This is a genomic window from Gilvibacter sediminis (assembly GCF_028561565.1).
GTDB classification, from domain to species: domain Bacteria; phylum Bacteroidota; class Bacteroidia; order Flavobacteriales; family Flavobacteriaceae; genus Gilvibacter; species Gilvibacter sediminis.
This window is the reverse complement of record NZ_JAQQTE010000001.1, coordinates 1,244,516-1,267,870: the sequence shown is the minus strand read 5'-3', so window position 1 is coordinate 1,267,870 and position 23,355 is coordinate 1,244,516. Positions and strand designations below refer to the sequence as shown.

Below are 23,355 nucleotides of genomic sequence, written 5' to 3'. Positions count from 1 at the left end.
ACGATATAAAAAAAGCGCTTCTTTATGAAGCGCTTTTTTTATGCCAATTCCTTTAGTGCGTTGTTTGAGGCCGCAATGGTCTTGTCAATATCCTCATAGGACAAGGCGTCATTGAGGAACCAAGATTCAAAAGCAGACGGCGGCAAATAGATTCCTTGGCGCAGCATGCTGTGAAAGTACTTTTTAAAATTCTCGTTATTCCCAAGTGCTGCAGTATCAAAATCCGTTACGGGTGTCGGGCTAAAATGCACCGAGATCATGGACCCCAATCTGTTTATGGAATAGTCCAATCCACTTGCAGCCAAGCCTTCTTCCAATCCGCGGTGTAGGTAAGCCGTCTTTTCATTCAAGCTTGTAAATACTTCTGGTTGCTGGTTAAGGGTAGTCAACATGCTCAATCCAGCAGCCATGGCTAAAGGATTGCCACTCAAAGTCCCTGCTTGGTATACGGGACCTTCTGGTGCCAAATGACTCATGATATGCGCAGGGCCTGCAAATGCTCCCACTGGCAAGCCTCCACCAATCACCTTTCCAAAGGTTACCAAATCTGCACGAACATTCATAAGTTCCTGAACACCTCCTGCAGCCAGTCTAAAACCAGTCATGACCTCATCAAAGATCAATAGGATCTCGTGTTGGTCACACAGAGCTCTCAAGCCTTCTAAAAATCCATCCGCAGGTGGTATACAACCCATATTCCCAGCTACAGGTTCCAAAATGATCGCGGCTATGGCTCCTGAGTTTGCAGCGATGATCTCTTTAACTTGGTCTAAGTCGTTGTATCGTGCCAACAAAGTGTCCTTCGCAGTTCCTTGAGTGACACCAGGACTGTTTGGATTTCCAAAAGTTACAGCACCACTACCCGCCTGGATCAAAAATGAATCACTGTGACCGTGATAGCAGCCGGCAAACTTAATGATCTTGTCGCGCCCAGTATATCCTCTGGCCAAGCGGATGACACTCATACAGGCTTCTGTACCACTATTCACAAAACGGATCTTGTCAATCCCCGGAACCATTTCAACAGCCAACTTGGCAATTTCAGTTTCCAAAGCTGTAGGCATTCCATAAGATGTTCCCTTTTCAGCTCTTTCCTTGATCGCATCAATCACAGGAGCATAGGCATGCCCTAAGATCATCGGCCCCCAAGAACTGATGTAATCAATTAGGGTATTGCCGTCTTCATCATAAAGGTAAGCACCTTCTGCGCGTTCCACAAAGATCGGATCGCCACCAACGGCCTTAAAAGCTCTTACGGGGGAATTAACCCCTCCCGGAATATATTGCGCGGCCTCTGCAAATAAGGCACTGCTGCGTTTATAGATCATAAAAATTTAATTTTCAGAACCAACATCTAGCGTCTGACCAATAGAGATGGTGTTAGAAGTAAGTCCATTCTTGGCCTTCAAAGCATCAACACTCAGGTTGTGCCTGCGGGCAATACTGTATAATGTGTCTCCTTGTTTTACAACATAAGTAGTTCGAGCAGTGGTGCTCGTAGAAGATCCTCTACCTGTAATAGCTCCACCGTTTAAAACTTCCTCATCTAATTTGTAAAGCTGATAGCGCTCAATGATGCTGATAAGTTTGTTGGGATATTTTGGGTCTGTTGCGTATCCGGCGCGTTTTAAGCCCCGTGCCCAGCCTTTGTAATCGTCAATAGCCAGATCAAACAAACCGCTATAGCGGCGACGCTCCGTTAAAAAGAGTGAATGATCTCTAAAGGAATACTTGGCATCAATGTATTTTCTAAAACACTCTTGTAATTCGTCGTCATCATGATAGACGCGTTCTCCCGTCCACTGCGTATGACATTTAATACCAAAATGATTGTTGGCTCTTTGGGTGAGATCACTTCTACCCGCACCAGATTCTAAAATACCCTGAGCCATGGTAATGCTCGCGGGAATCTTATAGAGTTCCATTTCCTGCTGTGCTACTTGACTAAAGGTCTCAATATACCAAGCAACAGCTTCTGCATAGGTCAGATCCTTTGGAGTGGCTTGGGTGGTGTCTGGCTGATCTTGTTGCCCAGTTGTACTACCCGTAGTAGTTGTGGTAGTGGTTTGCCCAGAAGTATCCGGTTTGGTCGATGTGGTTTGCGCAGTACGCGGCTTAGTTCTTCTTTGAGTCGTTCTCTTTTTTGTCCCACAAGAACTCAGTAGTAAACCAAAAGTAAAAAGTAGGGCAAATATGCGGATAACCATAGCTTAGATTTCGAGCGGCGGAAGACCTTTTTGGGCAATTTTTTGTCGCATTCCTGCTATGCCTTGAAGACCTCCGGTATGCACCGCTAAAATACGAGATTTTTCAGGAAATCTGTCCGCTTTTAACAGCTCAAAAAGTCCAAAAAGCATTTTCCCCGTATAGACCGGATCCAAGGCAATTCCGTGTGCTTGTTTAAATTGATTTATAAACGCAATCAGCGGCGCAGTTATTTTACCATAACCACCGAATGCATAATCTGTATTCAACTCCCAATTGCTCGTAGTGGTCCATTGAGCCACCCCATCAACCATAAAATCGCCTTTAAGAGCAGGGAATCCGATAAGCTTTTGATGCGCCATTGCCGCCTGGCTGATTCCGGCCAAAGTTCCTCCGGTCCCGACAGGCACACAGATACAATCGTAATCTTGGGTGTGCGCTCCCAAGATCTCTCGGCAGCCTTGTAGTGCTAAATCATTAGTCCCGCCTTCTGGTATGATATAAGCCTCTGGATATTTTTCTTGTAATTCGATTAGATAACTCTCTTGATTTCTGAGCCGATACTCGGCTCGGGAAACAAAAATCAACTCCATTCCCAGAGCCACGGCTTTGCCCAAGGTGGGATTCTCTTCCCACTTGTCTTGCAACTCCTCTCCTCTAATGATCCCAATGGACCTCATGCCTATGGATGCTGCTGCAGCTGCTAGTGCTGCTATATGATTGCTATAAGCTCCTCCAAAACTCAGTAGGGTCTGCGCACCCAATTCCTGAGCATGTTGCAGGTTGTAGTGCAGCTTTCTGTACTTATTACCCTGTACGGCTCCGCCCAGCAGATCCTCTCTTAAAAGGTCCAATTGGGCGCCGTTTGGCGCGCTAATCAAGGGTGTTATTTGGGCTTTAATGTCGTTCAATTGTTTTGTCGAACTAAAATACACCATTCGTCGACAACAAATAGTGATCTGTCTAAAATCATCCTACAAAGCCTTGCTGGCGAGGTACTTTCGCCTCAGAACAATTACAAAAACCCAAATCAATAAACACCTATTAGCATGAAAACTTTAAAAAAATTAACCACAGTTTTTCTTTTCGCCGCAAGCTTCACCGCTGCAGCTCAAGTTGGAATCAACACAACAAGCCCAGACGCTGGATCTATTTTAGACATTAGCAGTTCAGATAAGGGAGTATTTATCCCTCGAGTAGATATTGCAGACCTAAGCACTATTGACCCGATTACTGATGTAGGATCATCTGAATCTGAATTAGCCGACGCAGAAAGTCTTTTGGTTTATAACACCAACACTACTACAGGAAAAGGATATTACTACTGGGACGGAGACGAATGGGTAGCCATGCGTCGTGACAATGAAGAATTGCCTAAAGCACAAAGTGTATCGTTAACTACTAATGAGATCCTTGCTGGAAGCAGCTACACTGCAGTTCCAGGAATGAAATTGACGTTCACTGCAGAGAAGTCAGAAGTAATGCTTAACCTGACCATGTCTGGAGTGGCTTACACCAACTCTTTGTCTTACGGATCCTTTAGAGTCTATGACACCACTACCAACACCGTACTTGGTGGAACCACAACAAACTCGCAATCTATTCACGAGTCAGGAAGTTCAACCTACACCATTACCACTTGGAGTGGAGCCTTCTCAAAACTGTTAACGGGATTGACTGTAGGTCAAACCTACGAACTTGAATTGCAAGTTAAAACCACCAACCTATACGGAACAGACGGTATTGCAATCTTCCCAGATTATTACCCAGATACAAACCACGCAACCCTATCAATCCAGTACTAGTCATGAAATACTTACTACTTATCCCAATGTTCTTGTGCTCTTTGACAAGCTTTGCACAACAAAAAGACTCAACGGCTGTAGCACAATTCAAAGCCTACAGCATAGAAACTAAAGCAAAAACTACAGACACTGTAAAAACCGCTTTAGTTGGAAGACCAGAACTCACTCCATATGCAATTAGCAGTAGTGATACCAAAGCAAAGGCTAGCGATACGCTTAAACTAGCCACTCCAGAACTTAAGCCTTTTGGAAAGATCGACAACGATCGTTAAGCGTAAACCGCAAATGATTTAGCTTAAACTTATTGCGCATTTGGAATGGCGAGCCGTTCCTTCAATCCGCGGCGACCCTACCCCCTTCCGATGCGCTTTTTATAAATACCTCATAAAAGACCACAGACGAAAGGTCTGCAGATAATCAAGATCGGTCTCGTTGGCGTAAGCCTCGCGTTCCATAGAAAGATTACTGTAGGCCTTTTTTCTATTGCCATACTTTAACCAGCGCAGCCCGAACTCTATCCCATACCACAAATAGAAAGGAATAATTAAAAGTTGCAATTGTTGTCTTAAGTGGATGCGCTCGTGGTTGATCAGAACGGGATCTTTACGCAGGCGTGAATCTCTCACCAAAATAAATGGCCAAAGGGTCATCCCGTAAGTACCTCTAGGAAGCAAGTATCTATTTACCACTACGATCATGGGCTCAAGGTAAGAAAATAGTATTTTTGTACTATGAGCACATTTGGAAAAAGAATCCCTTTGGAACCCGGTGATTATTACCTCACTCCGGAGGGTTACAAATGCTTTACAGAACAGTATCACCTCAAGCGTGGGTATTGTTGTGAGAGTGGCTGCAGACACTGCCCTTACGGCTACGACAAAAAGACCAATACCCAATCCAAACCGAATTCATGAGTTTCAAAGAAGCTATTCAACAAGGGATTCCCTCCCAACTCCCTCCACTAAAACCTTATGACACCACGGTCAATCATGCGCCTAAGCGCAAAGCGATCTTAAACGATTACGAGAAGGAGCTGGCCCTGCGCAATGCCCTGCGTTATTTTGACCCTGTACATCACGCTACCTTATTGCCCGAGTTTAAAGCGGAATTGGAGACCTATGGCCGTATTTATATGTACCGATTGCGACCGGTTTATAACATGTACGCAAGACCGGTTGATGAGTATCCTGGAAATTCTTTGCAGGCTCGTTCCATTATGCTCATGATCCAAAACAATTTAGATCCGGCCGTAGCGCAGCATCCACATGAACTCATCACTTATGGTGGAAACGGTGGGGTATTTCAAAACTGGGCGCAGTACTTACTCACCATGCAGTATTTGTCCCAGATGACCGACGATCAGACTTTGGTGATGTACTCCGGACATCCTTTGGGACTGTTTCCGTCACATGAGAATGCACCGCGTGTTGTGGTGACCAATGGTATGATGATTCCCAACTATTCCAAACCGGATGATTGGGAGCGTTTCAATGCCTTAGGAGTTACGCAATACGGGCAAATGACCGCAGGCAGTTATATGTACATTGGGCCGCAAGGAATTGTACACGGAACAACCATTACGGTGCTTAACGGTTTTAGAAAGATAGGAAAGGCTCCTAAAGGAGGGCTTTTTGTGACCTCTGGTTTAGGAGGGATGAGTGGTGCGCAACCCAAAGCCGGAAATATTGCTGGCTGTGTGACGGTTTGTGCAGAAGTAAATGCTAAGGCGACTCACACGCGTCACAGCCAGGGCTGGGTAGACGAGGTTATTGATGACCTTGTTGTGCTTAGTGATCGCGTAAAAAAGGCATTGGCTGCAAAAGAAACGGTTTCTATTGCCTACAGCGGTAATATAGTAGATGTTTGGGAGCGCTTTGATCAAGAAGGAATTCATGTAGATCTTGGAAGTGATCAAACTTCCTTGCACAATCCTTGGGCTGGCGGCTACTATCCGGTAGGTCTGAGTTTTGAAGAGGCTAACGCCATGATGGCTAATGATCCTGCTGCATTCAAGAATCACGTACAGGCTAGTTTAAAGCGCCATGCTGCAGCTATCAATAAGCATACAGCAAAAGGAACTTACTTCTTTGACTATGGAAATGCGTTCTTACTAGAGGCTTCCAGAGCAGGTGCTGATATTTTAGATACCGAAGATCCGGCGCGTGAATTTATCTACCCAAGTTATGTACAGGACATTATGGGGCCCATGTGTTTTGACTACGGATTCGGTCCGTTTCGATGGGTTTGTGCCAGTGGAGATCCTAAAGATCTAGCCAAGACAGATGCACTTGCTCTTGGTGTTTTAGAACGACTGAAGCAGGAAGCTCCAGAGCAGATCAAACAGCAAATGGCAGACAATATTCAATGGATCAAAGGAGCGCAAGAAAACAAATTAGTCGTAGGGTCCCAAGCGCGCATCCTTTATGCGGATTCACAAGGTCGCATCGCGATTGCTGAAGCATTTAACGAGGCAATTGAAAAAGGAGAACTCGGACCTGTGATCCTCGGGCGTGATCATCACGATGTTTCTGGGACTGATTCACCCTACAGAGAGACCTCTAACATTTATGACGGCAGCCGCTTTACAGCAGATATGGCCATCCACAATGTAATTGGAGACAGCTTTAGAGGAGCCACTTGGGTGAGCATTCACAACGGTGGTGGTGTTGGCTGGGGAGAAGTTATAAACGGTGGATTTGGTATGGTTCTTGATGGTTCTAAAGCAGCGCAAACCCGATTGCGACAGATGCTTTTTTGGGATGTGAATAACGGAATTGCAAGACGAGGTTGGGCGCGAAATGAAGAAGCATTATTTGCGATTAAAGCAGAAATGGCCCGAGAGCCAAAATTGCGAGTAACGCTTCCGAATCAAGTTGACGATTCATTATTTTAAACTGTAATGCTATGCAAATGAAAAAGTTTTTACCCTTGGCCCTTTTGGTAGTGCTCGTGATGAGTTCGTGTACATCGGTACGCGTCGTGTCTGATTATGACACCACTGCTAGTTTTAACACCTACCAGTCTTTCGCCTTTTTTAAACCTGGAGTGGATAAGGCACAGATCTCCGATCTGGATAAAAAAAGAATTTTACGTGCCATTGATACTGAATTGACAGCCAAAGGCATGATCAAGAGCGACAATCCAGACTTGCTCATCAGCATCTTTACCAAAGAACGTGAACGCGTTGACGTTTACAACAACAACTTCGGCTGGGGCTGGGGTTGGAACCCCTGGTGGGGAGGTGGCTTTGGAGGCAGCACCGTATCTTCCAGAACTGAAGGCACTTTATACATAGACCTTATCGACACCACAACCAATGAGTTGGTGTGGCAAGGTATGGGTACCGCCAACATCTCGCATTTAAGTGTAGATAAAAAGATCGCTCGTATCCAAGAAATTGTAGGCAAGATCTTAGAAGAGTATCCGCCACAAGCCGGACAATAAATCTTTACGGAAAATAAGGCTGGGCATGCCCTTGGGCTACCAGCCATTCATTCACATTAACACCATCTACAATAATGGTCGCCAAATAGCGGCCGTATTTCCCTTGTTTATCTTTGTAACTGTGGATCTCAACATCTTTGCCCAGAATCATCTCTCGGACAATATCCCTGACGCGCAGACCATCTTCGCGTTCCGCGCCTCGAAGTTCTGGAGTATCTATTCCGTATAAGCGGAGTTTCATCTCTTGGTAATGAAGGAATCCCAAGTCGACGACTGCGGTAACTGTATCCCCGTCGTAGACATCTTTTATGTGCGCTCTATAATTGTACATATCTATAATTTTTTTTAGAAATGTACAGGATTAAATCAGACTCAAATGCCAAAAAACATCAGGATTTTCCTCCTAAGTGAAGCTCTCTAATAGTTGAGCAATTGCTGGATCTTTTCCTTGACCTTTTCTGTAGATGGAATCATGGTTTGTTCCAAGGTGCTGTTCAGCGGAATTGCCGGCATATTCTCACTACCAATAACCATTACTGGGCCATCCAGGGAGGCGAAACACTCTTCCTGGATTCGGCCTGCTAATGCTCTGGCAAAAGTATTTTCCGAGGGCTCTTCTGTCACCACCAAACATTTACCACATTTTCTAACCGAACCAAATACGGTTTCGTAATCCAAAGGATGCAAGGTTCTTAGATCAACGATCTCTATGCGATCCTTCATTCCCAACTGCTCGGCAGCATTCATTGCCCAATGCACACCCATACCGTAGGTGATGATGCTGAGGGTTTCCTCTTGCTCTTGCTTCCAGATCTCATTCAAGACCCAAGCTTTTCCAAAGGGTAAAACGTAGTCTTTTGCTGGCTCAATAGATGTTGCTCCTTTAGTACCGGGCACCTTACTCCAATACAATCCCTTGTGTTCAAAGATCACTACAGGGTTTGGATCGTGATAGGCCGCTTTGAGCAAACCTTTAAGATCTGCACCATTACTCGGATAGGCGATCTTTAAACCGCGAATATTGGTCACTACACTTTCAACAGAAGAACTGTGGTAAGGACCTCCACTACCGTAAGCACCAATCGGTACGCGTAAGATCATTGAAACAGGCCATTTGCCGTTGCTCAAATAACAACTTCGACTCACCTCGGTAAACAACTGATTGAGTCCTGGCCAGATATAATCGGCAAATTGGACCTCAACAATCGGCTTGAGTCCCACAGCACTCATCCCTACGGTAGAACCTACAATAAATGCTTCTTGGATCGGCGTATTAAACACGCGATTGTCACCAAACTTTTGGGCCAGAGTGGCTGCTTCTCTAAACACACCTCCTAAACGGGCGCCAACGTCTTGACCGTAAAGCAGACACTCCTTGTTTTGAGCCATGAGCTCTTCAATGGCAAAAAGGGCACAGTCCACCATGACTACTTGCTCTGCTCCTTCTGGGCTGCGATCACCGATCTCCTCTGTTACTGGAGTGGGTGCAAAATCGTGGGTAAACAGATCTTCTGGTTTGGGATCTTCAGCAGCCTTGGCCTTAACAAAATCCGCAGCTACTTTTTCTTTGACTTCGGATTCAATAGCGCTGATCTGCTCGGCAGAAAAACCATTTTCACTCAGTAATTTTTTGATCTTCGGATAGGGATCACGACTGCGCGCCTCCTCTAGATCATCCCGATACCATTCCATGCGTACCCCAGAAGTGTGGTGATTCAATAAGGGTACCTTAGCATGAACCAAGAACGGCCTGCGCTCTTTGCGAATGGTAGCAATGATTTCTTCTAATTGCGAATAACTATCCGCAAAGTCAGTCCCATCAAGGGTTACAGCGTCCAGACCGTGAAATCCAGCAGCGTACTCATAGGCGTTTTGCGCACGGGTTTCAGCCGCATTGGCACTGATATCCCAGCCGTTGTCCTGCACTAAGTACAAGATGGGCAACTGCTTTAAGGCCGCCATTTGAAAGGCTTCGGCGATCTCTCCTTCTGTGACCGATGCATCTCCCAAGGAACAAACAACTACGGGAGCATCAACCGAATCATCCTGTAAGCCCACACTTTCTTTATACCAAAAGCCCATTGCCACTCCTGTTGCCGGGATGGCTTGCATTCCAGTAGCAGAACTTTGATGCGGGATCTTGGGTTTGTCCTCATCGCGCAGACTCGGGTGCGAATAATAGGTTCTTCCGCCAGAAAAAGGATCGTCTTTTTTAGCCAAGACCTGAAGCATCAACTCATAAGGCTGCATGCCTATGGCGAGCAACATAGAATCGTCCCGGTAATACGGGAACATATAATCCTGCGGCTGCAGCTGCAAGCCTACCGCGGTTTGAATTACCTCATGCCCGCGTGAAGTTGCGTGCACATATTTAGAGACCTCTTTGAAGTTTTCCTCATAGAGTTCGGTCATGGCTTTAGCCGTGGCCACATTGGCAAATGCCTTTTGTAAAAGTTCTTTATTCATAACTGCGGAAACTAGACGGTAAGCATCCAGTTGTGTGGGTCTTCTATTCGACCCGTTTTAATTCCATTTAAGGTAGCGTTGATCTGCTCTGCTACGGGGCTAGATTCACCAACAGGGATCATTTGATCACCCCAACCGATCGCCTCGATATAGGCAATTCCAACGGCAGTTCCTGTTCCAAAGGCTTCTTCTAAACGACCTTCTGCAGCTGCTTTGGCCAATTCTTTAATACTGATGCGTCTCTGCTCTACCTTGTATCCGGCGTCTTCCAATAAGGTCATAACAGAACGTCTGGTGATACCGTCAAGTACTGCACCATCTAGCGTCGGAGTAACAAAATGCCCATCGATCTTAAAAAAGATATTCATGGTTCCTACCTCTTGAATGTACTCGTGATTTTCTGCATCTAACCATAAAACTTGGTCATAGCCTTTGGCCTTTGCTAATTCCGTAGGTCTGATGGCTGCAGCGTAGTTACCTGCTGCCTTGGCCTCTCCCGTTCCACCCTGGGCGGCACGGATGTATTGGTTCTCCGCATACAAACGGATACGCTTGCTAAAGAACGGTCCTGCAGGCGAGGCGATAATGATAAATTTATATGAGGTCGCAGCACGCATCCCAATAAATGGCTCATCGGCATACATAAACGGACGCAAGTACAGAGCGCTCCCTACTTGCGGAGGAATCCAACTGCGCTCCAAGGCTACCAATTGCTTAAGACCTTCTACAAAAAGTTCTTCAGGAAAGTCAGGCATCCCCATACGCGCCGCACTAAAATTAAGGCGTGCAGCATTGTCATAAGCTCTAAAGAGCATGGGGTTACCAGAGGCATCCACAGTAGCTTTCATACCTTCAAAAATGGCTTGCCCATAGTGCAAGGCCATCGCTGCTGGATGTGTAGGGATTAGCTCCAAAGGACGAATCTGTGGATCTTGCCACTGTCCGTCTTTATATTGACAGATGAACATATGGTCAGTAAAGGTGCGCCCTAAGGGAATATTGTCAAAATCAATAGCGGTGGCTCGTGACTCGGCTACCGTTTGAATTTTTATGTTTTGCATAGTTGTTTCCATGGTCTTAAATCGTTTTGTCAGAATCAAACTGTTCCATATAATCGGCTATCCTTCTTAAGAAAGATCCTGCCAAGAAACCATCTACAATACGATGGTCAAAAGAAAGGGAGAGATACATCATTTGACGGATCTCTATCTGATCTCCCTCAGGATACTCGATCACCTCAGCGCGTTTTTTAATGATTCCCGTAGCGAGGATTGCTGCTTCTGGTTGATTGATGATCGGCGTGCCCATTAGACTTCCAAAGGTCCCCACATTACTGATAGTAAAAGTACTCCCTTGAGTATCGTCTGCTTTTAGATTGCCTTCACGTGCGGCAAGGGCTAGACGGTTGGTCTCCGCAGCTAATTCGGCCAAACTTAATCGATCAGCATTCTTGACCACAGGAACGATCAAATTGCCGCTTGGCAAAGCAGTAGCCATCCCGATGTTGATATGATCTTTAATGATGATGTCTTCTCCATCTAGCGAACTGTTGATGTTCGGGAAATCTTGAATAGCTTTTGCAATGGCTTGAATGAACAAAGGCGTGAAGGTCAGCTTCTGCCCATGGGTATCCATAAAAGCACTCTTGTTGGCCTTGCGCCAGGTACTCATTGCGGTAAGATCGGCCTCCACATAAGCCGTTACGTGAGGCGAAGTATGCTTGGAGAATACCATATGATCTGCGATCATTTGACGCATACGGTCCATAGGAACGCGTTCACCTGTACCTTTATCAAACTTAAGATCAGGTACCTTAAAGCCAGAATCACTTGCAGCTTGTACATACTGATACGGACGCCCGTCTGCAATGTATTGCATCACATCACTTTTACGCAGACGGCCTTCATTCCCTGTAGCTGGGATACGAGCCAATTCTTCAAAACTGATATGCTGCTCGCGAGCAATGGCCTCAATGAGTGGGCTCACAAAGATATTCTCGTTTACCGTATAGCCAGAAGCTGGCTTTTTCTTAGGTTTTGATGTTTTTGGTGCTGCGGATGCAGGAGCAGCAGTTTTTGGTGCCTCAGCTTTTACCACAACTTCATCACTGAGCTCCAATTCCGCTAATGGAGCACCTACAGCCACCACCTCTTTGGTTGCAGCTAAATGCTTTATTAAGGTTCCAGCAGCAGGGGCGGGAACTTCATTATCTACCTTGTCTGTAGCCACTTCACAAAGGATGTCTCCTTCTGCAAAGGACTCGCCTTCTCCTACCAACCAGTTGAGCAAGGTGCCTTCAGTAATGGATTCTCCCATTCTCGGTAAAGTCAAGGTATGTTTCTTCATGAATTATTGCGTTTAAAACTCGCTAGTGTTTTGTAAAAATCTTCTTGTTCCGGTCTGTTCTCAGGAATCTCTGTCAAGGGCGCTACTTCTCTGAGGGATTCGTGACAGTCTGCCGGTAACTGCTGATAGAGCTTAGTCCCAGCGGTCTTCCAAGCAATCATCTCATCACTGACCTGTTTGATCACCTCAGCCGGATTGCCAACCACCAAACTACGCTTTGGGATCACCGTCTCTGCCTTGACAAAACTCATAGCTCCCACTATGGATTCGTCTCCAATAACGGCATCATCCATGATTACCGTGTTCATCCCAATTAAGCAATTTCGTCCCAGATTGGCTCCGTGTATCACCGCTCCGTGACCCACATGAGCTCCAGTTGCTAGAGTTATACTCTTGCCCGGAAACATATGTACTGTGCAGTTCTCCTGCACATTGACCCCATCCTCTAAAATGATCTCACCCCAATCGCCGCGAATAGCAGCTCCTGGCCCTATATAACAATCTTTACCAATGATCACATTGCCGGTCACAGCCGCCAAAGGATGCACAAAACTGCTGGGGTGCACTACTGGGATATGTTCTTTAAAGGAGTAGATCACTATTTAAATCGTTTCAAAGTTTCCTTGGTGAATTCACTCAAAACCAAGCGTCCGCTAATGGCGGCGCGTTGGGCTAAAAGTTCATCCCAATGCTCAGTACCTTGCCAGAACATCTGCTTCATTTCACGCATGGCTTCCGGATTGTATCCGCAGAGCTGCTTGGCAAAACCATTGACAGCCTCATCCAATTCTTCCGTGGAATCATAGACTTGAGTGAACAATCCCTTTTGCCTAGCCCATTCTGCTGGATAAAAGGTATTGGCATCAATAGCGATCTGTGACATGCCGCTTAAGCCCAATTTGCGCTCTACCGCTGGTCCAACCACAAACGGCCCGATCCCCACATTTAATTCACTGAGCTTAATGGCTGCAAATTTGGTAGCCATACAGTAATCAGTAGCAGAAGCCAAACCAACTCCACCTCCAACAGTTTTTCCTTGTACACGTCCAAGAATGAACTTAGGGCATTTGCGCATGGCGTTGATCACATTGGCAAATCCAGAAAAGAATACTTGCCCGGTTTGGGCATCATCTATAGCGATGAGTTCTTTAAAACTGGCGCCTGCACAAAAAGTGCGATCGCCACCACTCTTTAAAATGATCACCTTCACGGCTTCATTTTCTCCTGCAGCGGCAATGGCATCGGCAAGCTCTGCTAAGATGTCTCCTGGTAAACTGTTGTGTGCGGGATGAAAGAATTCAATGGTTTCTATCCCGTTTTCTATATGTGTCTTAACGTATGGTGCGGTCATATTTATCACCCGAAACATCGGGTGTCTTTTTAAGGTTAATCTCTAATTATATTTCTTCGTACAAATCCCTCCAATTAGGATTAGATTTCTCGATTAATTCTATTTTCCATGCTCTCTTCCATTTCTTTATTCTTCTCTCTCGAAGAAGAGCATCCTCGTGACTCTGAAACTCCTCGAAATACATCAGCTTATCCAAATTATATCTCGCAGAAAATGTATTTGGATGCGCTTTGCTCTTATGTTGATATATCCGTTGTTTCAGTCTTTTAGTTTTTCCGACATATAAAACACCATCTTTTTTATTTGAAATCATGTAAACGCAGTGTTTCATACTCAAGTTTTAGATTCCCATATTCGTGTTAATCAATTATTCTCTTCTTCAGATTCCCACTTTCGTGGGATCAACTGTTATCTCAATTAGATTCCCACTTTCGCGGGATCAACGGTTATCTCAATTAGATTCCCACTTTCGTGGGATCAACTGTTATCTCAATTAGATTCCCACTTTCGTGGGAAATTTGAACAATTTAATTTCTACAATAAATTAAATTGTTCAAAATGATGATTCAAATGCTTGCGCTCCAACAAATACCATTCAAACTTGTTTAGAGGTCCAAAGACCACGTTCTTGGTAATTGCATCCGGGTTCTCTTTAAAGAATTGCAGATACCCCTCGCGCGCTTCTAGCATCTTTGCTTTGGCAGTGTCAAGATCGGCATGCAAATGCTCGTTGATCTTAGATGCTGCAGCCAATGGGAAATCGTATTCCCTTGGCATTTTCTTATAAGTGTATAAGGTCTCGTTGACCTTTTCCAATATTTTCTCTGGCGTGGCGATCTCAAAATCTTGGATCTCACCACTGGCAATGCGGTAGGTGTATTCCAAGTGTTCTACCATGCTTTGCGCCGTCATGGTTCCCCAAGCGGGTTTGTCATCGGCTTGAAGTCTATTGAGACAGCCTTTGATGGTACTCTCAGTCATCTCAGTAAAGACCGTTTGCTTCTTTTGTACCATGGTTAAGATGGTCGCAATGGCAACCAACTCATCTTCCGTATCAAATACCTCCACATACCATTTAACAATTCCACTTGGCAATTCTTTCCCTCGAGAATCTCTATCGATCTTCTGCTTACAGGTCAGACGTACATAAACGGTATCGTTGTGATAGATAGGTCGTAAAAAGCGGCATTCTTCCAAACCGTAGTTGGCAGCTACTGGCCCTTTATTTGGATAGACGAACAGACCAGCGGCCGCAGCGAGGATGAAATACCCGTGCGCCGTGCGTTTTTCAAAAATGGAACCGTCTAATGAGGTGATGTCTGTATGGGCGTAGAAATGATCCCAAGTTAGGTTGGCAAAATTCACAATGTCACCATCGGTGATGGTGCGTTTATGCGTCCTTAAGGACATGCCTGGTTCAATATCTTCCCAATGGTAAGCAAAAGGATGCTTGTCAATTTCTTTGTAGGCACCTTTAGGCTGATAGATCCCAGTCACTTCCGTTAGCGTAGTCGGTGAACCTTGAACTGCACAACGCTGTAAATAGTGCTTTACACCACGCATGCCTCCCATCTCTTCTCCACCTCCGGCTCTACCCGGACCACCGTGGATCAGATTTGGCAGTGGAGAACCGTGACCCGTACTTTCTTTTGCGTTCTCTCTGTTGAGCACCAAAATACGGCCATGGTGGCTGGCTGCACCAACCACATAATCTCTGGCAATGGCATCGTCATGAGTAACAATAGAACTCACCAAAGATCCTTTACCCATACGGGCCAAGGTGATGGCTTCATCCAGATCTTTATACGGCATCAAGGTACTTACTGGGCCAAAGGCTTCTGTGACGTGTGCCGCTTGATTTTTAAACGGATCGTCTTCGCGCAACAGGATCGGAGAAATGAAGGCTCCAGATTCTGCATCTGCGCCAGTAGTATTCACGCCCTCCAGATTTCCGTAGACCAAACTAGCGGTTTCAGCGATCTTGCTTACCTGTTCTTTAACCGCATCGCGTTGCTGGGTGCTTACCAAGGCTCCCATTCGCACTTCTTTGAGGCGCGGGTCACCTACAGTTACTTTGTCTAATGCTTTGCCCAACGCAATCTGTACATCTTCCATCAAAGGCTCAGGAACAATAATTCTTCTAATGGCAGTACATTTTTGACCGCATTTTACGGTCATCTCTTTGCGAACCTCTTTGATGAAAAGGTCAAATTCTGGAGTGCCTGGAACCGCATCAGCTCCCAAAATAGAAGCGTTTAAAGAATCAGCCTCCATGGTGAAAGGCACTGACTCTGCAAGTAGCTGCGGATGATTTTTGAGTAAACGACCGGTATTAGCAGAACCCGTAAAGGTCACCACATCTTGAGAGTGCACCGTGTCTAATATGTTTTTGGCTGTACCGCTAATGAGTTGTAAACTACCTTCAGGCAAAATTCCTGAAGCGATGATCTCATGTACAACAGCTTCCGCCAGATAGGCAGTTTGAGGAGCGGGCAATACCACAGCAGGCATACCAGCCATCCAGTTTACCGCACACTTCTCCAACATTCCCCAAACCGGGAAATTAAAAGCATTAATGTGGACGGCAACTCCTTGTCTTGGCACCATGATGTGGTGTGCCATAAAGCGTCCGCCTCGAGAAAGGTCAATAGGATCTCCTTCCACGTGATACGGCTGATTCGGGAAGAGTTTACGCAGCGATGCATTGGCAAAGAGGTTACCGAATCCACCTTCAATATCGATCCAACTGTCAATACGCGTAGCTCCAGTTCTATAACTGAGCTCGTAAAAGGCTTCCTTCTTTTTTGTCAAATACAAGGCGAGCTTTTTGAGCATATTTCCACGCTCTTGAAAGGTCATCTTTCTTAAGGTATCGCCTTTGTCACGTCCGTATTGGAGAATTTCTGGAACCGCTAGTCCTTCTACAGATACTGCAGTAAAAACTTCTCCGGTCACTGAATCTGCGATTGGGTTACCGTCTCCGGCACCGTCCATCCAGGCTCCTAAAACATAATGTTGGGTCTTATTCATACTGCTCTTTTATGCGTTAACGCGTATAATTTGTCCGTTGATCTTCCCGAGTACACTTTTAAGGTAAGCGTTGGTCACCTTGGGCATCGGTACAGGATCGTGTCCGGGGAAATAATCTTTATATTTCTCGTAGGCGTCTTCAACCAAACCGGCACACACCACATTGACACGTACTGCGTCCAATTCAAGTACTACAGCCTTTACAAAACTGTGAATAGCGCCATTGACCATAGCTGCAGACGTAGTCATATCTACAGGGTCATCTGCGAGAATACCTGTAGACAAGGTAATAGAGCCTCCTGGCGTCAAATAGTCTTTGGCAATACGCACCACATTGACCTGCCCCATGAGTTTGCTGTTGATCCCAATGTAAAAATCGTCTTCTGTCAAGCTTTCAAACTTGTCCCATTTGGCATCACCTGCGGCAACCACAACAGCATCTACTTTGCCGGTGGTTTTAAAAAGCTGCTTTAGGTCGGCCTCAGAAGCCATATCTACTTGCAGGTCCCCAGAATTTCTACCTACAACCACCACCTCGTGGTCTGGTTTTAGGGCGGCAACAACATGGCTGCCTATGGTTCCGTTTCCTCCAATGACTACTACTTTCATCCCGTTTAAAGGTTTACGTTTTCAATAATTGCCGCATATCCTTGCCCCACACCAACACACATGGTGATCAGTGCGTAGCGCTTTCCGGTTTCTTGCAATTCCAGAGCTGCAGAATAGGCAATTCGAGTTCCAGTTACTCCTAGCGGATGCCCAATAGCGATGGAACCTCCGTTAGGGTTAATTCTCGGATCATCGTCGGCCAAGCCCCACTGTCTTATGCAAGCCAAAGCTTGAGAGGCAAAGGCTTCATTGAGCTCAATCACGTCCATATCTTCTAGGCTTAGGCTGGCCTTTTGAAGCGCTTTATAAGTGGCTTCTACAGGACCAATTCCCATCACCCTTGGCTCAACACCGACCACTGCAGAACTTACGATTCTGGCTAGTGGCTTAAGATTGTACTGCTTCACGGCTTCTTCTGACGCCACAATGGTCGCGGCGGCTCCGTCATTCAAACCAGAAGAATTTCCAGCGGTCACGCTGCCGTCTGATTTAAATGCGGGACGAAGCTTGGCTAAAATTTCTTTGGTGGTACCTGCTTTGATGAATTCATCTGCTGCAAATACGATATCGTCTTTTTTGCGCTGCGGAATGGTCACAGGAACGATCTCTTTAGCCAAGCGACCGTTCTCGCGAGCTGCTGCAGCCTTCATCTGACTCCAATGTGCAAAAGCATCTTGATCCTCTCTGGAAATATTATACTTAGCCACGAGATTCTCTGCTGTGGTTCCCATACCGTCGGTTCCGTAGAGCTCGTGCATCTTGTGATTCACAAATCGCCATCCGAAGCTAGAGTCATACATTTTGGAATCATTACCGAACGCAGAAGATGGCTTGGCGATCACATAAGGCCCGCGAGTCATGTTTTCAACACCTCCAGAGATGAATAGATCTCCGTCACCAGCTTTGATCGCGCGATTGGCCTGCACAATGGCAGAAAGTCCGCTGCTACACAATCTATTGATCGTTTCTCCAGGCACCGTAAAAGGTAAGCCTGCCAAAAGTAGGGACATGCGCGCTACGTTTCGGTTGTCTTCTCCAGCCTGATTGGCACAGCCCATGATCACATCGTCATAAGCGTCTAGCGGAATCTCTGGATGCCGCGAGGTCAACTCACGAATAACATGAGCGCCCAAGTCGTCCGTTCTAACGGCACTTAGGGTTCCTTTATAATTTCCTATTGGAGTTCTAACTCCGTCTATGATATAGGCTTCTTTCATATTATTCTTCCCAATCTTTTGATGTTCTGTAAACCACGCCTTTGAACAGCGCTACTAATTCTTCTCCGCGGTGTATCTCTACGATATTAAAGCCGACTTTGTTCTTGGTGTGATCCAAGGTGCATTCGGCCACCAAATAATCGCCTTCGTTCAAAGCCTCAATGTGATTGATCGAGGTTTCTATAGAGACGGCGTATTTACCGTGGGTATTACTGGTAAATCCAAAGGCAGTATCAGCTAAGGAATAGGTAATTCCACCATGAGCAAAGCCCATACTGTTTAGCATTTCTGGGCGTACCTTGAGCCCGAGACGCACACGCCCAACTTCGGAATGCAAGATCTCAATCCCCAGCCATTGACTAAAGGGATCCAAAGAGAGCATTTTATGTGGAATCTTCTCGCCCTGCATTAAAAGAAGGTTTGATTGGCCTCGGCCATTTTTCTTAAAATCGGTGAGGTTCTGTATCGATCTTCTCTGTAAGTATCGTAAAGTGCATCCAGCGCAGCAACACAGTTTGCAATACCGAACTCGTCTGCCCAAGCCAATAGTCCTTTAGGGTAATTAACTCCTTTGGTCATGGCCAGGTCAATGTCTTCTGCCTTGGCAATATTGAGGTATAGGGCATCCGCCGCCTCATTGATGAGCATCACCAAAACTCGATTAAAGATCAAAGTCCCGAGAGCATCATCTGCGGTTGCTTCTGGGTTTTGAGCCCCTTCTGTATAATTATAATATCCTCTGCCAGACTTTCTACCTAAATAACCAGCTTCACTCAAACGCTTTTGGGTGAAGGAAGGCTTGTAACGCGGATCGTAATAAAAGGCCCTGAAAACAGTTTCTGTAACCGTATAATTCACGTCGTTACCAATGAAATCCATCAACTCAAAAGGTCCCATTCTAAAGCCCCCTTTGGTCTTTAAAGCCCAATCAATGGTAGGCACATCTGCAATTCCTTCTTCTAAAATGCGGAGTGCTTCTCCGTAAAAAGGTCGCGCCACACGATTTACAATAAAACCGGGCGTGTCCTTAGCTAAAGCCACAACTTTACCCCAGTCCTTTATGGTTTGAACTATGAGGTCTGTATTTTTTTGATCGGTTTGAACGGCTGGAATCACTTCCACCAATTTCATGAGTGGCGCTGGGTTGAAAAAGTGAATTCCCAAACAGCGTTCCGGATGAACCAAAGAAGCTGCAATAGCCGCTACAGATAAGGATGAAGTATTTGTGGCAATGATACAATCTGGACCCACTAAAGGCTCCAATTGCTGAAATACTTTGGTCTTTACCTCCAGAGATTCCACGATGGCCTCAATCACCAAATTGGCATCGGAAAGGTCTTTAATATCTGTTGAATACTTGATCAAGCCTTGAATACGCGCTTTCTCATCAGCATCAATACGGCCCTTTACCACTAGGCGGCTTAACACCTGCTCTAATTTTTCTTTAGAAGCATCTAATACCGTTTGATTGAGATCACACAGAATAACTTCACATCCTGCAGTGGCTGCTACTTGAGCAATGCCGCTACCCATGGTTCCCGCACCAATTATACCTACTTGATGTATCATATTAGCGCCCTATAAATTTTGGTTTTCTCTTTCCTATGAACGCAGCAACGCCTTCTGCATAATCCACACTTTGGGCTGCGGCAATTTGTTGTTCGGATTCTAGGTGAAGCTGACCTTCTAAGGAACTGTTATAAGAAGCGTTGAGCAACATCTTGGTGCGTGCCAAGGCCTGTGTTGGCATGGCCGCCAATTTTTCTGCAAGTAGAGCGACACTGTCCTGAAGAGTATCTCCAGGAACTGCCTGATAGATCATTCCCATTTTTTCTGCCTCAGTAGCGCTGACCTTGTCGCCCATAAACATGAGCGCAGTCGCGCGCTGCATTCCTATGAGACGCGGTAGGAAAAAGGTTCCACCGCTGTCTGGCACTAAGCCGATCTTACTAAAAGCCTGAATGAAACTAGCCTCTTCTGCAGCCACCACAAGATCACAAGCCAAAGCAATGTTTGCTCCTGCTCCGGCTGCAACACCATTGACAGCAGCAATTACTGGCTTTTCTAAATTGCGGATGCGTTGAATGATGGGATTGTAATGCTCTTCAAGGATCTTTTTAAAGCCCGGATTCAACTCTGGGATGGTCACTTCTTTTAGATCCTGCCCTGCGCAAAATGCCTTACCTATTCCGGTAATGACCACGGCTCGAACACCACTGTCTGATGCCGCTTCATCAAGGGCGGTTTGCATGGCAAAGGCCATTTCTCTATTGAAACTGTTAAAGACCTCAGGCCTGTTCAGGTAGATGTAGTGCACATCTCCACCCTTGCGGGTTTGAATGAAATCGCTCATTTAAGACATTTAAAATAGTCAAAGGGCTCTTGGCAATCCATACATTGAAACAGAGCTTTGCAAGCCGTAGACCCAAACTGACTGATCATTTTAGTATTCGTTGATTTACAGATGGTGCAAGGCACCAAACGTTGATCCCCCAATAGCGCTGCCTTGTCTGCAGATTCGCTTAATGGAGGTGCAATGCCGTATTCGCGCATTTTCTCGCGACCGGCTTCACTGATCCAATCGGTACTCCAAGCAGGAGCTAAGATCAATTCTATCGTTGCAGTGATGCCTTGTGATGCAAAAGCGCTTTTAAGATCATCACCAATAACATCCATAGCTGGGCAGCCGGTGTAGGTTGGGGTTAATTTTATGTGAACGCCGTCTGCCGTGCGAACGGCTTCTCGAATCACGCCAAGATCCAAAACGGTAAGCACAGGGATCTCTGGATCTGGAACGGTTTCCAGGATCGGGAGTAGATCAGCTTCTATGTTTGGATGTAGTTTGATGGTCATCTTACCAGGTCATATTAGGATAGGTACGCTGCATGTATTGTAGGTCTGCCAAAAGGTAGCCCATATGCTCGGTGTGTCTTCCTTGTTTTCCACCTTTTTGGAAATACGGATTCTCGGGAACGGGAACGGTCGCTTGCTCCAAAAGCGCTTCTACATCGTTGTAGTAAGCAGCTTTAAAAGAAGTGAGGTCAGGCCCTATTCCAGCAGATGCAGCCCATGCTTCTGCCTCAGAAGGGACAAAGAACTCTTGGGTATAAGGCCAGAGGGCTTCAACAGCATCCAACAGACGCTGGTGACTTTCCTCGGTACCATCGCCTAAACGCAACATCCAATCCGATGAGAATCGACGGTGATAACGCGCCTCCTTCACAGCTTTATTCGCAATAGCCTTTATGGTTTCATCCGCAGAATTAGCAGACAACCACTCCATCAGCATTAACTGATACACATCAAAAAAGTACTGACGCGTAATGACAAAAGCGAAGTCGTTATTGGGTTGCTCTACCAAAAGTACATTGGTATACTCGTTCTCTTTTCTCAAGAAGGCCACGTCGTCTTCTGTTTTACCGTCTAATTGCTTAGAAGCATATTGAAAACAACTGCGGGTCTGTCCCAAAAGATCCAAAGCGATATTAGTACAAGCAATATCGGTCTCTAAGCTCGGACCGTGACCACAGAGCTCACCCAGGCGTTGCCCTAAAATCAGGGCATTATCGCCCAAACTTAGCAGATATTGATATAATGATTGATGCTCCATAGGGATCAATTACATGTGTTTTACTTCATCCGGCAGATCGTAGAACGTCGGGTGTCTATACACCTTATCTTGAGCCGGCTCAAAAAGTTCTCCGTGATTCTCTGGATTGGAAGCGGTAATGTGTTTAGACTCTACCACCCAAATGCTCACGCCTTCATTGCGGCGGGTATATACATCGCGTGCATTCTCTAAGGCCATGGTGGCGTCTGCAGCGTGCAAGCTTCCAAAGTGACGGTGTTCCAATCCGTTCTTAGAGCGGACAAAAACTTCCCATAAGGGCCAATTCTTTTTTTCCATAATGATCGTTTTAGCTGGCCTGAGCCACTTCCTTAGCTTTTGCTTGTTTGTCGGCATAGGCTACAGCGGCATCGCGCACCCAAGCTCCGTTCTCCCACGCAGAAACACGTGCGTTCATGCGCTCTTTGTTACAAGGACCGTGTCCTTTCACCACTTGCCAGAACTCATCCCAATCAATCGCTCCAAAATCATAAGAGCCACGATCCTCATTCCATTTAAGGTCTGGATCTGGAACCGTCAAACCAAGCAGGTCAGCTTGTGGGACTGTTTGATCTATGAACTGCTGACGCAATTCATCATTGGTCTTGCGCTTGAGCTTCCACTTCATGGATTGCTCCGTGTGCACAGATTCTGCATCGGTTGGACCGAACATCATCAGACTTGGCCACCACCAACGGTTGAGCGCGTCTTGTGCTAATGCTTTTTGCTCCGGAGTTCCTTTCGACAGGGTCAACATGATCTCGTAACCTTGACGCTGGTGGAAACTCTCTTCCTTACACACACGAACCATGGCACGTGCGTAGGGTCCGAATGATGTATTACACAAAGGCACTTGATTGATGATCGCAGCGCCATCAACCAACCAGCCAATGGCTCCAATATCCGCCCAGGTCACCGTTGGATAATTGAAAATACTGGAATACTTAGCTTTCCCGGTATGCAGCTGCTCATAGAGTTCTTCTCTGCTGATCCCTAAGGTTTCACAAGCACTGTAGAGGTACAAGCCGTGGCCAGCCTCATCCTGAACTTTGGCCAAAAGGGCTGCTTTACGTCTCAAGGATGGAGCACGGGTGATCCAATTTCCTTCTGGCAGCATCCCAACAATTTCTGAATGGGCGTGCTGAGAGATCTGACGGATGTGTGTTTTTCGGTATTTCTCCGGCATCCAATCTTTAGGTTCGATCTTTTCATCATTCGCTATACGCTGTTCAAAGATCTCTTCCAGGTTTTTGATTTCTTTTTCACTCATAATTC

26 protein-coding genes are annotated in these 23,355 nt (G+C 45.9%); 5 read left to right on the top strand and 21 right to left on the bottom strand.

The window, feature by feature from the left end:
• Positions 1 to 38: 38 nt before the first annotated feature.
• Genes hemL through POW22_RS05755 form a run of 3 tightly spaced genes read right to left on the bottom strand, consistent with a single transcriptional unit; the run spans position 39 to position 3,116 of the window.
• Positions 39 to 1,328 carry a glutamate-1-semialdehyde 2,1-aminomutase gene (gene hemL / locus POW22_RS05765; RefSeq protein WP_272831675.1) on the bottom strand — a complete coding sequence of 430 codons (1,290 nt, stop codon included), beginning with the start codon at positions 1,326 to 1,328 and terminating at the stop codon, positions 39 to 41.
• A gap of 6 nt (positions 1,329 to 1,334) precedes the next feature.
• Positions 1,335 to 2,207 (bottom strand): glucosaminidase domain-containing protein, encoded by an 873-nt coding sequence (locus POW22_RS05760; RefSeq protein WP_272831674.1) that lies wholly within the window; start codon positions 2,205 to 2,207, stop codon positions 1,335 to 1,337.
• Positions 2,208 to 2,210: 3 nt separating this feature from the next.
• Positions 2,211 to 3,116 carry a 1-aminocyclopropane-1-carboxylate deaminase/D-cysteine desulfhydrase gene (locus tag POW22_RS05755; protein ID WP_272831673.1) on the bottom strand — a complete coding sequence of 302 codons (906 nt, stop codon included), beginning with the start codon at positions 3,114 to 3,116 and terminating at the stop codon, positions 2,211 to 2,213.
• Positions 3,117 to 3,254: 138 nt separating this feature from the next.
• Between POW22_RS05755 and POW22_RS05750 the strand changes: the two genes are divergently transcribed.
• Positions 3,255 to 4,010 (top strand): hypothetical protein, encoded by a 756-nt coding sequence (locus POW22_RS05750; RefSeq protein ID WP_272831672.1) that lies wholly within the window; start codon positions 3,255 to 3,257, stop codon positions 4,008 to 4,010.
• 2 nt (positions 4,011 to 4,012) lie between these two features.
• On the top strand, positions 4,013 to 4,282 hold the full coding sequence (locus tag POW22_RS05745; protein ID WP_272831671.1) for a hypothetical protein: 270 nt from the start codon (positions 4,013 to 4,015) through the stop codon (positions 4,280 to 4,282).
• 99 nt (positions 4,283 to 4,381) lie between these two features.
• On the opposite strand, the gene POW22_RS05740 is transcribed toward POW22_RS05745, so the two are convergent.
• A complete protein-coding gene (locus tag POW22_RS05740) occupies positions 4,382 to 4,708 on the bottom strand; it encodes a hypothetical protein (RefSeq protein WP_272831670.1) in 327 nt (108 codons plus the stop codon).
• A 33-nt stretch (positions 4,709 to 4,741) separates the two neighbouring features.
• Between POW22_RS05740 and POW22_RS05735 the strand changes: the two genes are divergently transcribed.
• Genes POW22_RS05735 through POW22_RS05725 form a run of 3 tightly spaced genes read left to right on the top strand, consistent with a single transcriptional unit; the run spans position 4,742 to position 7,454 of the window.
• The gene (locus tag POW22_RS05735; protein WP_272831669.1) at positions 4,742 to 4,924 is read left to right on the top strand and encodes a C1orf53 family protein; all 183 of its coding nucleotides are present in this window, start codon (positions 4,742 to 4,744) and stop codon (positions 4,922 to 4,924) included.
• Complete coding sequence (locus POW22_RS05730; RefSeq protein WP_272831668.1) at positions 4,921 to 6,903, top strand: urocanate hydratase; 1,983 nt, start codon at positions 4,921 to 4,923, stop codon at positions 6,901 to 6,903. Before POW22_RS05735 ends, POW22_RS05730 begins: the two co-directional genes overlap by 4 nt.
• 11 nt (positions 6,904 to 6,914) lie before the next feature.
• Positions 6,915 to 7,454: a DUF4136 domain-containing protein gene (locus POW22_RS05725; RefSeq protein ID WP_272831667.1), complete on the top strand. Its 540-nt coding sequence runs from the start codon at positions 6,915 to 6,917 to the stop codon at positions 7,452 to 7,454.
• Positions 7,455 to 7,458: 4 nt separating this feature from the next.
• Here POW22_RS05725 and POW22_RS05720 read toward each other — a convergent pair whose 3' ends face one another.
• From POW22_RS05720 to paaA, 17 genes are all read right to left on the bottom strand, one after another.
• A complete protein-coding gene (locus tag POW22_RS05720; protein WP_272831666.1) occupies positions 7,459 to 7,785 on the bottom strand; it encodes a thermonuclease family protein in 327 nt (108 codons plus the stop codon).
• 86 nt (positions 7,786 to 7,871) lie between these two features.
• Positions 7,872 to 9,920 (bottom strand): alpha-ketoacid dehydrogenase subunit alpha/beta, encoded by a 2,049-nt coding sequence (locus tag POW22_RS05715; RefSeq protein WP_272831665.1) that lies wholly within the window; start codon positions 9,918 to 9,920, stop codon positions 7,872 to 7,874.
• An 11-nt stretch (positions 9,921 to 9,931) separates the two neighbouring features.
• Entirely contained in the window at positions 9,932 to 10,993 is a 1,062-nt protein-coding gene (locus POW22_RS05710; protein ID WP_272831664.1) for a branched-chain amino acid aminotransferase, read from the bottom strand.
• Positions 10,994 to 10,997: 4 nt separating this feature from the next.
• On the bottom strand, positions 10,998 to 12,266 hold the full coding sequence (locus POW22_RS05705) for a dihydrolipoamide acetyltransferase family protein (RefSeq protein ID WP_272831663.1): 1,269 nt from the start codon (positions 12,264 to 12,266) through the stop codon (positions 10,998 to 11,000).
• The gene (locus tag POW22_RS05700; protein WP_272831662.1) at positions 12,263 to 12,865 is read right to left on the bottom strand and encodes an acyltransferase; all 603 of its coding nucleotides are present in this window, start codon (positions 12,863 to 12,865) and stop codon (positions 12,263 to 12,265) included. Before POW22_RS05700 ends, POW22_RS05705 begins: the two co-directional genes overlap by 4 nt.
• Positions 12,865 to 13,617, bottom strand: a complete 753-nt coding sequence (locus POW22_RS05695) for an enoyl-CoA hydratase/isomerase family protein (RefSeq protein WP_272831661.1) — start codon at positions 13,615 to 13,617, stop codon at positions 12,865 to 12,867. Before POW22_RS05695 ends, POW22_RS05700 begins: the two co-directional genes overlap by 1 nt.
• A 46-nt stretch (positions 13,618 to 13,663) precedes the next feature.
• Positions 13,664 to 13,948 carry a GIY-YIG nuclease family protein gene (locus tag POW22_RS05690; RefSeq protein ID WP_087524496.1) on the bottom strand — a complete coding sequence of 95 codons (285 nt, stop codon included), beginning with the start codon at positions 13,946 to 13,948 and terminating at the stop codon, positions 13,664 to 13,666.
• 203 nt (positions 13,949 to 14,151) lie between these two features.
• Complete coding sequence (paaZ, locus tag POW22_RS05685; RefSeq protein WP_272831660.1) at positions 14,152 to 16,647, bottom strand: phenylacetic acid degradation bifunctional protein PaaZ; 2,496 nt, start codon at positions 16,645 to 16,647, stop codon at positions 14,152 to 14,154.
• Between the two features lie 9 nt (positions 16,648 to 16,656).
• Positions 16,657 to 17,256 carry a short chain dehydrogenase gene (locus tag POW22_RS05680; protein WP_272831659.1) on the bottom strand — a complete coding sequence of 200 codons (600 nt, stop codon included), beginning with the start codon at positions 17,254 to 17,256 and terminating at the stop codon, positions 16,657 to 16,659.
• Positions 17,257 to 17,261: 5 nt separating this feature from the next.
• A complete protein-coding gene (locus POW22_RS05675) occupies positions 17,262 to 18,473 on the bottom strand; it encodes a 3-oxoadipyl-CoA thiolase (RefSeq protein WP_272831658.1) in 1,212 nt (403 codons plus the stop codon).
• Position 18,474: 1 nt separating this feature from the next.
• A complete protein-coding gene (locus POW22_RS05670; RefSeq protein ID WP_272831657.1) occupies positions 18,475 to 18,882 on the bottom strand; it encodes a PaaI family thioesterase in 408 nt (135 codons plus the stop codon).
• Positions 18,882 to 20,042, bottom strand: coding sequence for a 3-hydroxyacyl-CoA dehydrogenase NAD-binding domain-containing protein (locus tag POW22_RS05665; protein WP_272831656.1), 1,161 nt, complete (start codon positions 20,040 to 20,042; stop codon positions 18,882 to 18,884). The genes POW22_RS05670 and POW22_RS05665 overlap by 1 nt, the downstream gene beginning before the upstream one ends.
• A 1-nt stretch (position 20,043) precedes the next feature.
• Entirely contained in the window at positions 20,044 to 20,826 is a 783-nt protein-coding gene (locus POW22_RS05660; RefSeq protein ID WP_272831655.1) for an enoyl-CoA hydratase-related protein, read from the bottom strand.
• Positions 20,823 to 21,326 carry a 1,2-phenylacetyl-CoA epoxidase subunit PaaD gene (gene paaD / locus POW22_RS05655; RefSeq protein ID WP_272831654.1) on the bottom strand — a complete coding sequence of 168 codons (504 nt, stop codon included), beginning with the start codon at positions 21,324 to 21,326 and terminating at the stop codon, positions 20,823 to 20,825. The genes POW22_RS05660 and paaD overlap by 4 nt, the downstream gene beginning before the upstream one ends.
• 1 nt (position 21,327) lies before the next feature.
• A complete protein-coding gene (gene paaC, locus POW22_RS05650) occupies positions 21,328 to 22,083 on the bottom strand; it encodes a 1,2-phenylacetyl-CoA epoxidase subunit PaaC (RefSeq protein WP_272831653.1) in 756 nt (251 codons plus the stop codon).
• 9 nt (positions 22,084 to 22,092) lie between these two features.
• A complete protein-coding gene (gene paaB, locus POW22_RS05645) occupies positions 22,093 to 22,380 on the bottom strand; it encodes a 1,2-phenylacetyl-CoA epoxidase subunit PaaB (protein ID WP_272831652.1) in 288 nt (95 codons plus the stop codon).
• 10 nt (positions 22,381 to 22,390) lie between these two features.
• Positions 22,391 to 23,350, bottom strand: a complete 960-nt coding sequence (gene paaA, locus POW22_RS05640; protein WP_272831651.1) for a 1,2-phenylacetyl-CoA epoxidase subunit PaaA — start codon at positions 23,348 to 23,350, stop codon at positions 22,391 to 22,393.
• Positions 23,351 to 23,355: the final 5 nt, after the last annotated feature.

Bases quoted from the DNA above. Each gene is read 5' to 3' on its own strand.
- hemL (WP_272831675.1), bottom strand. From the start codon at position 1,328: ATGATCTATAAACGCAGCAGTGCCTTATTTGCAGAGGCCGCGCAATAT.
- POW22_RS05760 (WP_272831674.1), bottom strand. From the start codon at position 2,207: ATGGTTATCCGCATATTTGCCCTACTTTTTACTTTTGGTTTACTACTG.
- POW22_RS05750 (WP_272831672.1), top strand. From the start codon at position 3,255: ATGAAAACTTTAAAAAAATTAACCACAGTTTTTCTTTTCGCCGCAAGC.
- POW22_RS05745 (WP_272831671.1), top strand. From the start codon at position 4,013: ATGAAATACTTACTACTTATCCCAATGTTCTTGTGCTCTTTGACAAGC.
- POW22_RS05740 (WP_272831670.1), bottom strand. From the start codon at position 4,708: ATGATCGTAGTGGTAAATAGATACTTGCTTCCTAGAGGTACTTACGGG.
- POW22_RS05735 (WP_272831669.1), top strand. From the start codon at position 4,742: ATGAGCACATTTGGAAAAAGAATCCCTTTGGAACCCGGTGATTATTAC.
- POW22_RS05730 (WP_272831668.1), top strand. From the start codon at position 4,921: ATGAGTTTCAAAGAAGCTATTCAACAAGGGATTCCCTCCCAACTCCCT.
- POW22_RS05725 (WP_272831667.1), top strand. From the start codon at position 6,915: ATGCAAATGAAAAAGTTTTTACCCTTGGCCCTTTTGGTAGTGCTCGTG.
- POW22_RS05720 (WP_272831666.1), bottom strand. From the start codon at position 7,785: ATGTACAATTATAGAGCGCACATAAAAGATGTCTACGACGGGGATACA.
- POW22_RS05715 (WP_272831665.1), bottom strand. From the start codon at position 9,920: ATGAATAAAGAACTTTTACAAAAGGCATTTGCCAATGTGGCCACGGCT.
- POW22_RS05710 (WP_272831664.1), bottom strand. From the start codon at position 10,993: ATGGAAACAACTATGCAAAACATAAAAATTCAAACGGTAGCCGAGTCA.
- POW22_RS05705 (WP_272831663.1), bottom strand. From the start codon at position 12,266: ATGAAGAAACATACCTTGACTTTACCGAGAATGGGAGAATCCATTACT.
- POW22_RS05695 (WP_272831661.1), bottom strand. From the start codon at position 13,617: ATGACCGCACCATACGTTAAGACACATATAGAAAACGGGATAGAAACC.
- POW22_RS05690 (WP_087524496.1), bottom strand. From the start codon at position 13,948: ATGAAACACTGCGTTTACATGATTTCAAATAAAAAAGATGGTGTTTTA.
- paaZ (WP_272831660.1), bottom strand. From the start codon at position 16,647: ATGAATAAGACCCAACATTATGTTTTAGGAGCCTGGATGGACGGTGCC.
- POW22_RS05680 (WP_272831659.1), bottom strand. From the start codon at position 17,256: ATGAAAGTAGTAGTCATTGGAGGAAACGGAACCATAGGCAGCCATGTT.
- POW22_RS05675 (WP_272831658.1), bottom strand. From the start codon at position 18,473: ATGAAAGAAGCCTATATCATAGACGGAGTTAGAACTCCAATAGGAAAT.
- POW22_RS05670 (WP_272831657.1), bottom strand. From the start codon at position 18,882: ATGCAGGGCGAGAAGATTCCACATAAAATGCTCTCTTTGGATCCCTTT.
- POW22_RS05665 (WP_272831656.1), bottom strand. From the start codon at position 20,042: ATGATACATCAAGTAGGTATAATTGGTGCGGGAACCATGGGTAGCGGC.
- POW22_RS05660 (WP_272831655.1), bottom strand. From the start codon at position 20,826: ATGAGCGATTTCATTCAAACCCGCAAGGGTGGAGATGTGCACTACATC.
- paaD (WP_272831654.1), bottom strand. From the start codon at position 21,326: ATGACCATCAAACTACATCCAAACATAGAAGCTGATCTACTCCCGATC.
- paaC (WP_272831653.1), bottom strand. From the start codon at position 22,083: ATGGAGCATCAATCATTATATCAATATCTGCTAAGTTTGGGCGATAAT.
- paaB (WP_272831652.1), bottom strand. From the start codon at position 22,380: ATGGAAAAAAAGAATTGGCCCTTATGGGAAGTTTTTGTCCGCTCTAAG.
- paaA (WP_272831651.1), bottom strand. From the start codon at position 23,350: ATGAGTGAAAAAGAAATCAAAAACCTGGAAGAGATCTTTGAACAGCGT.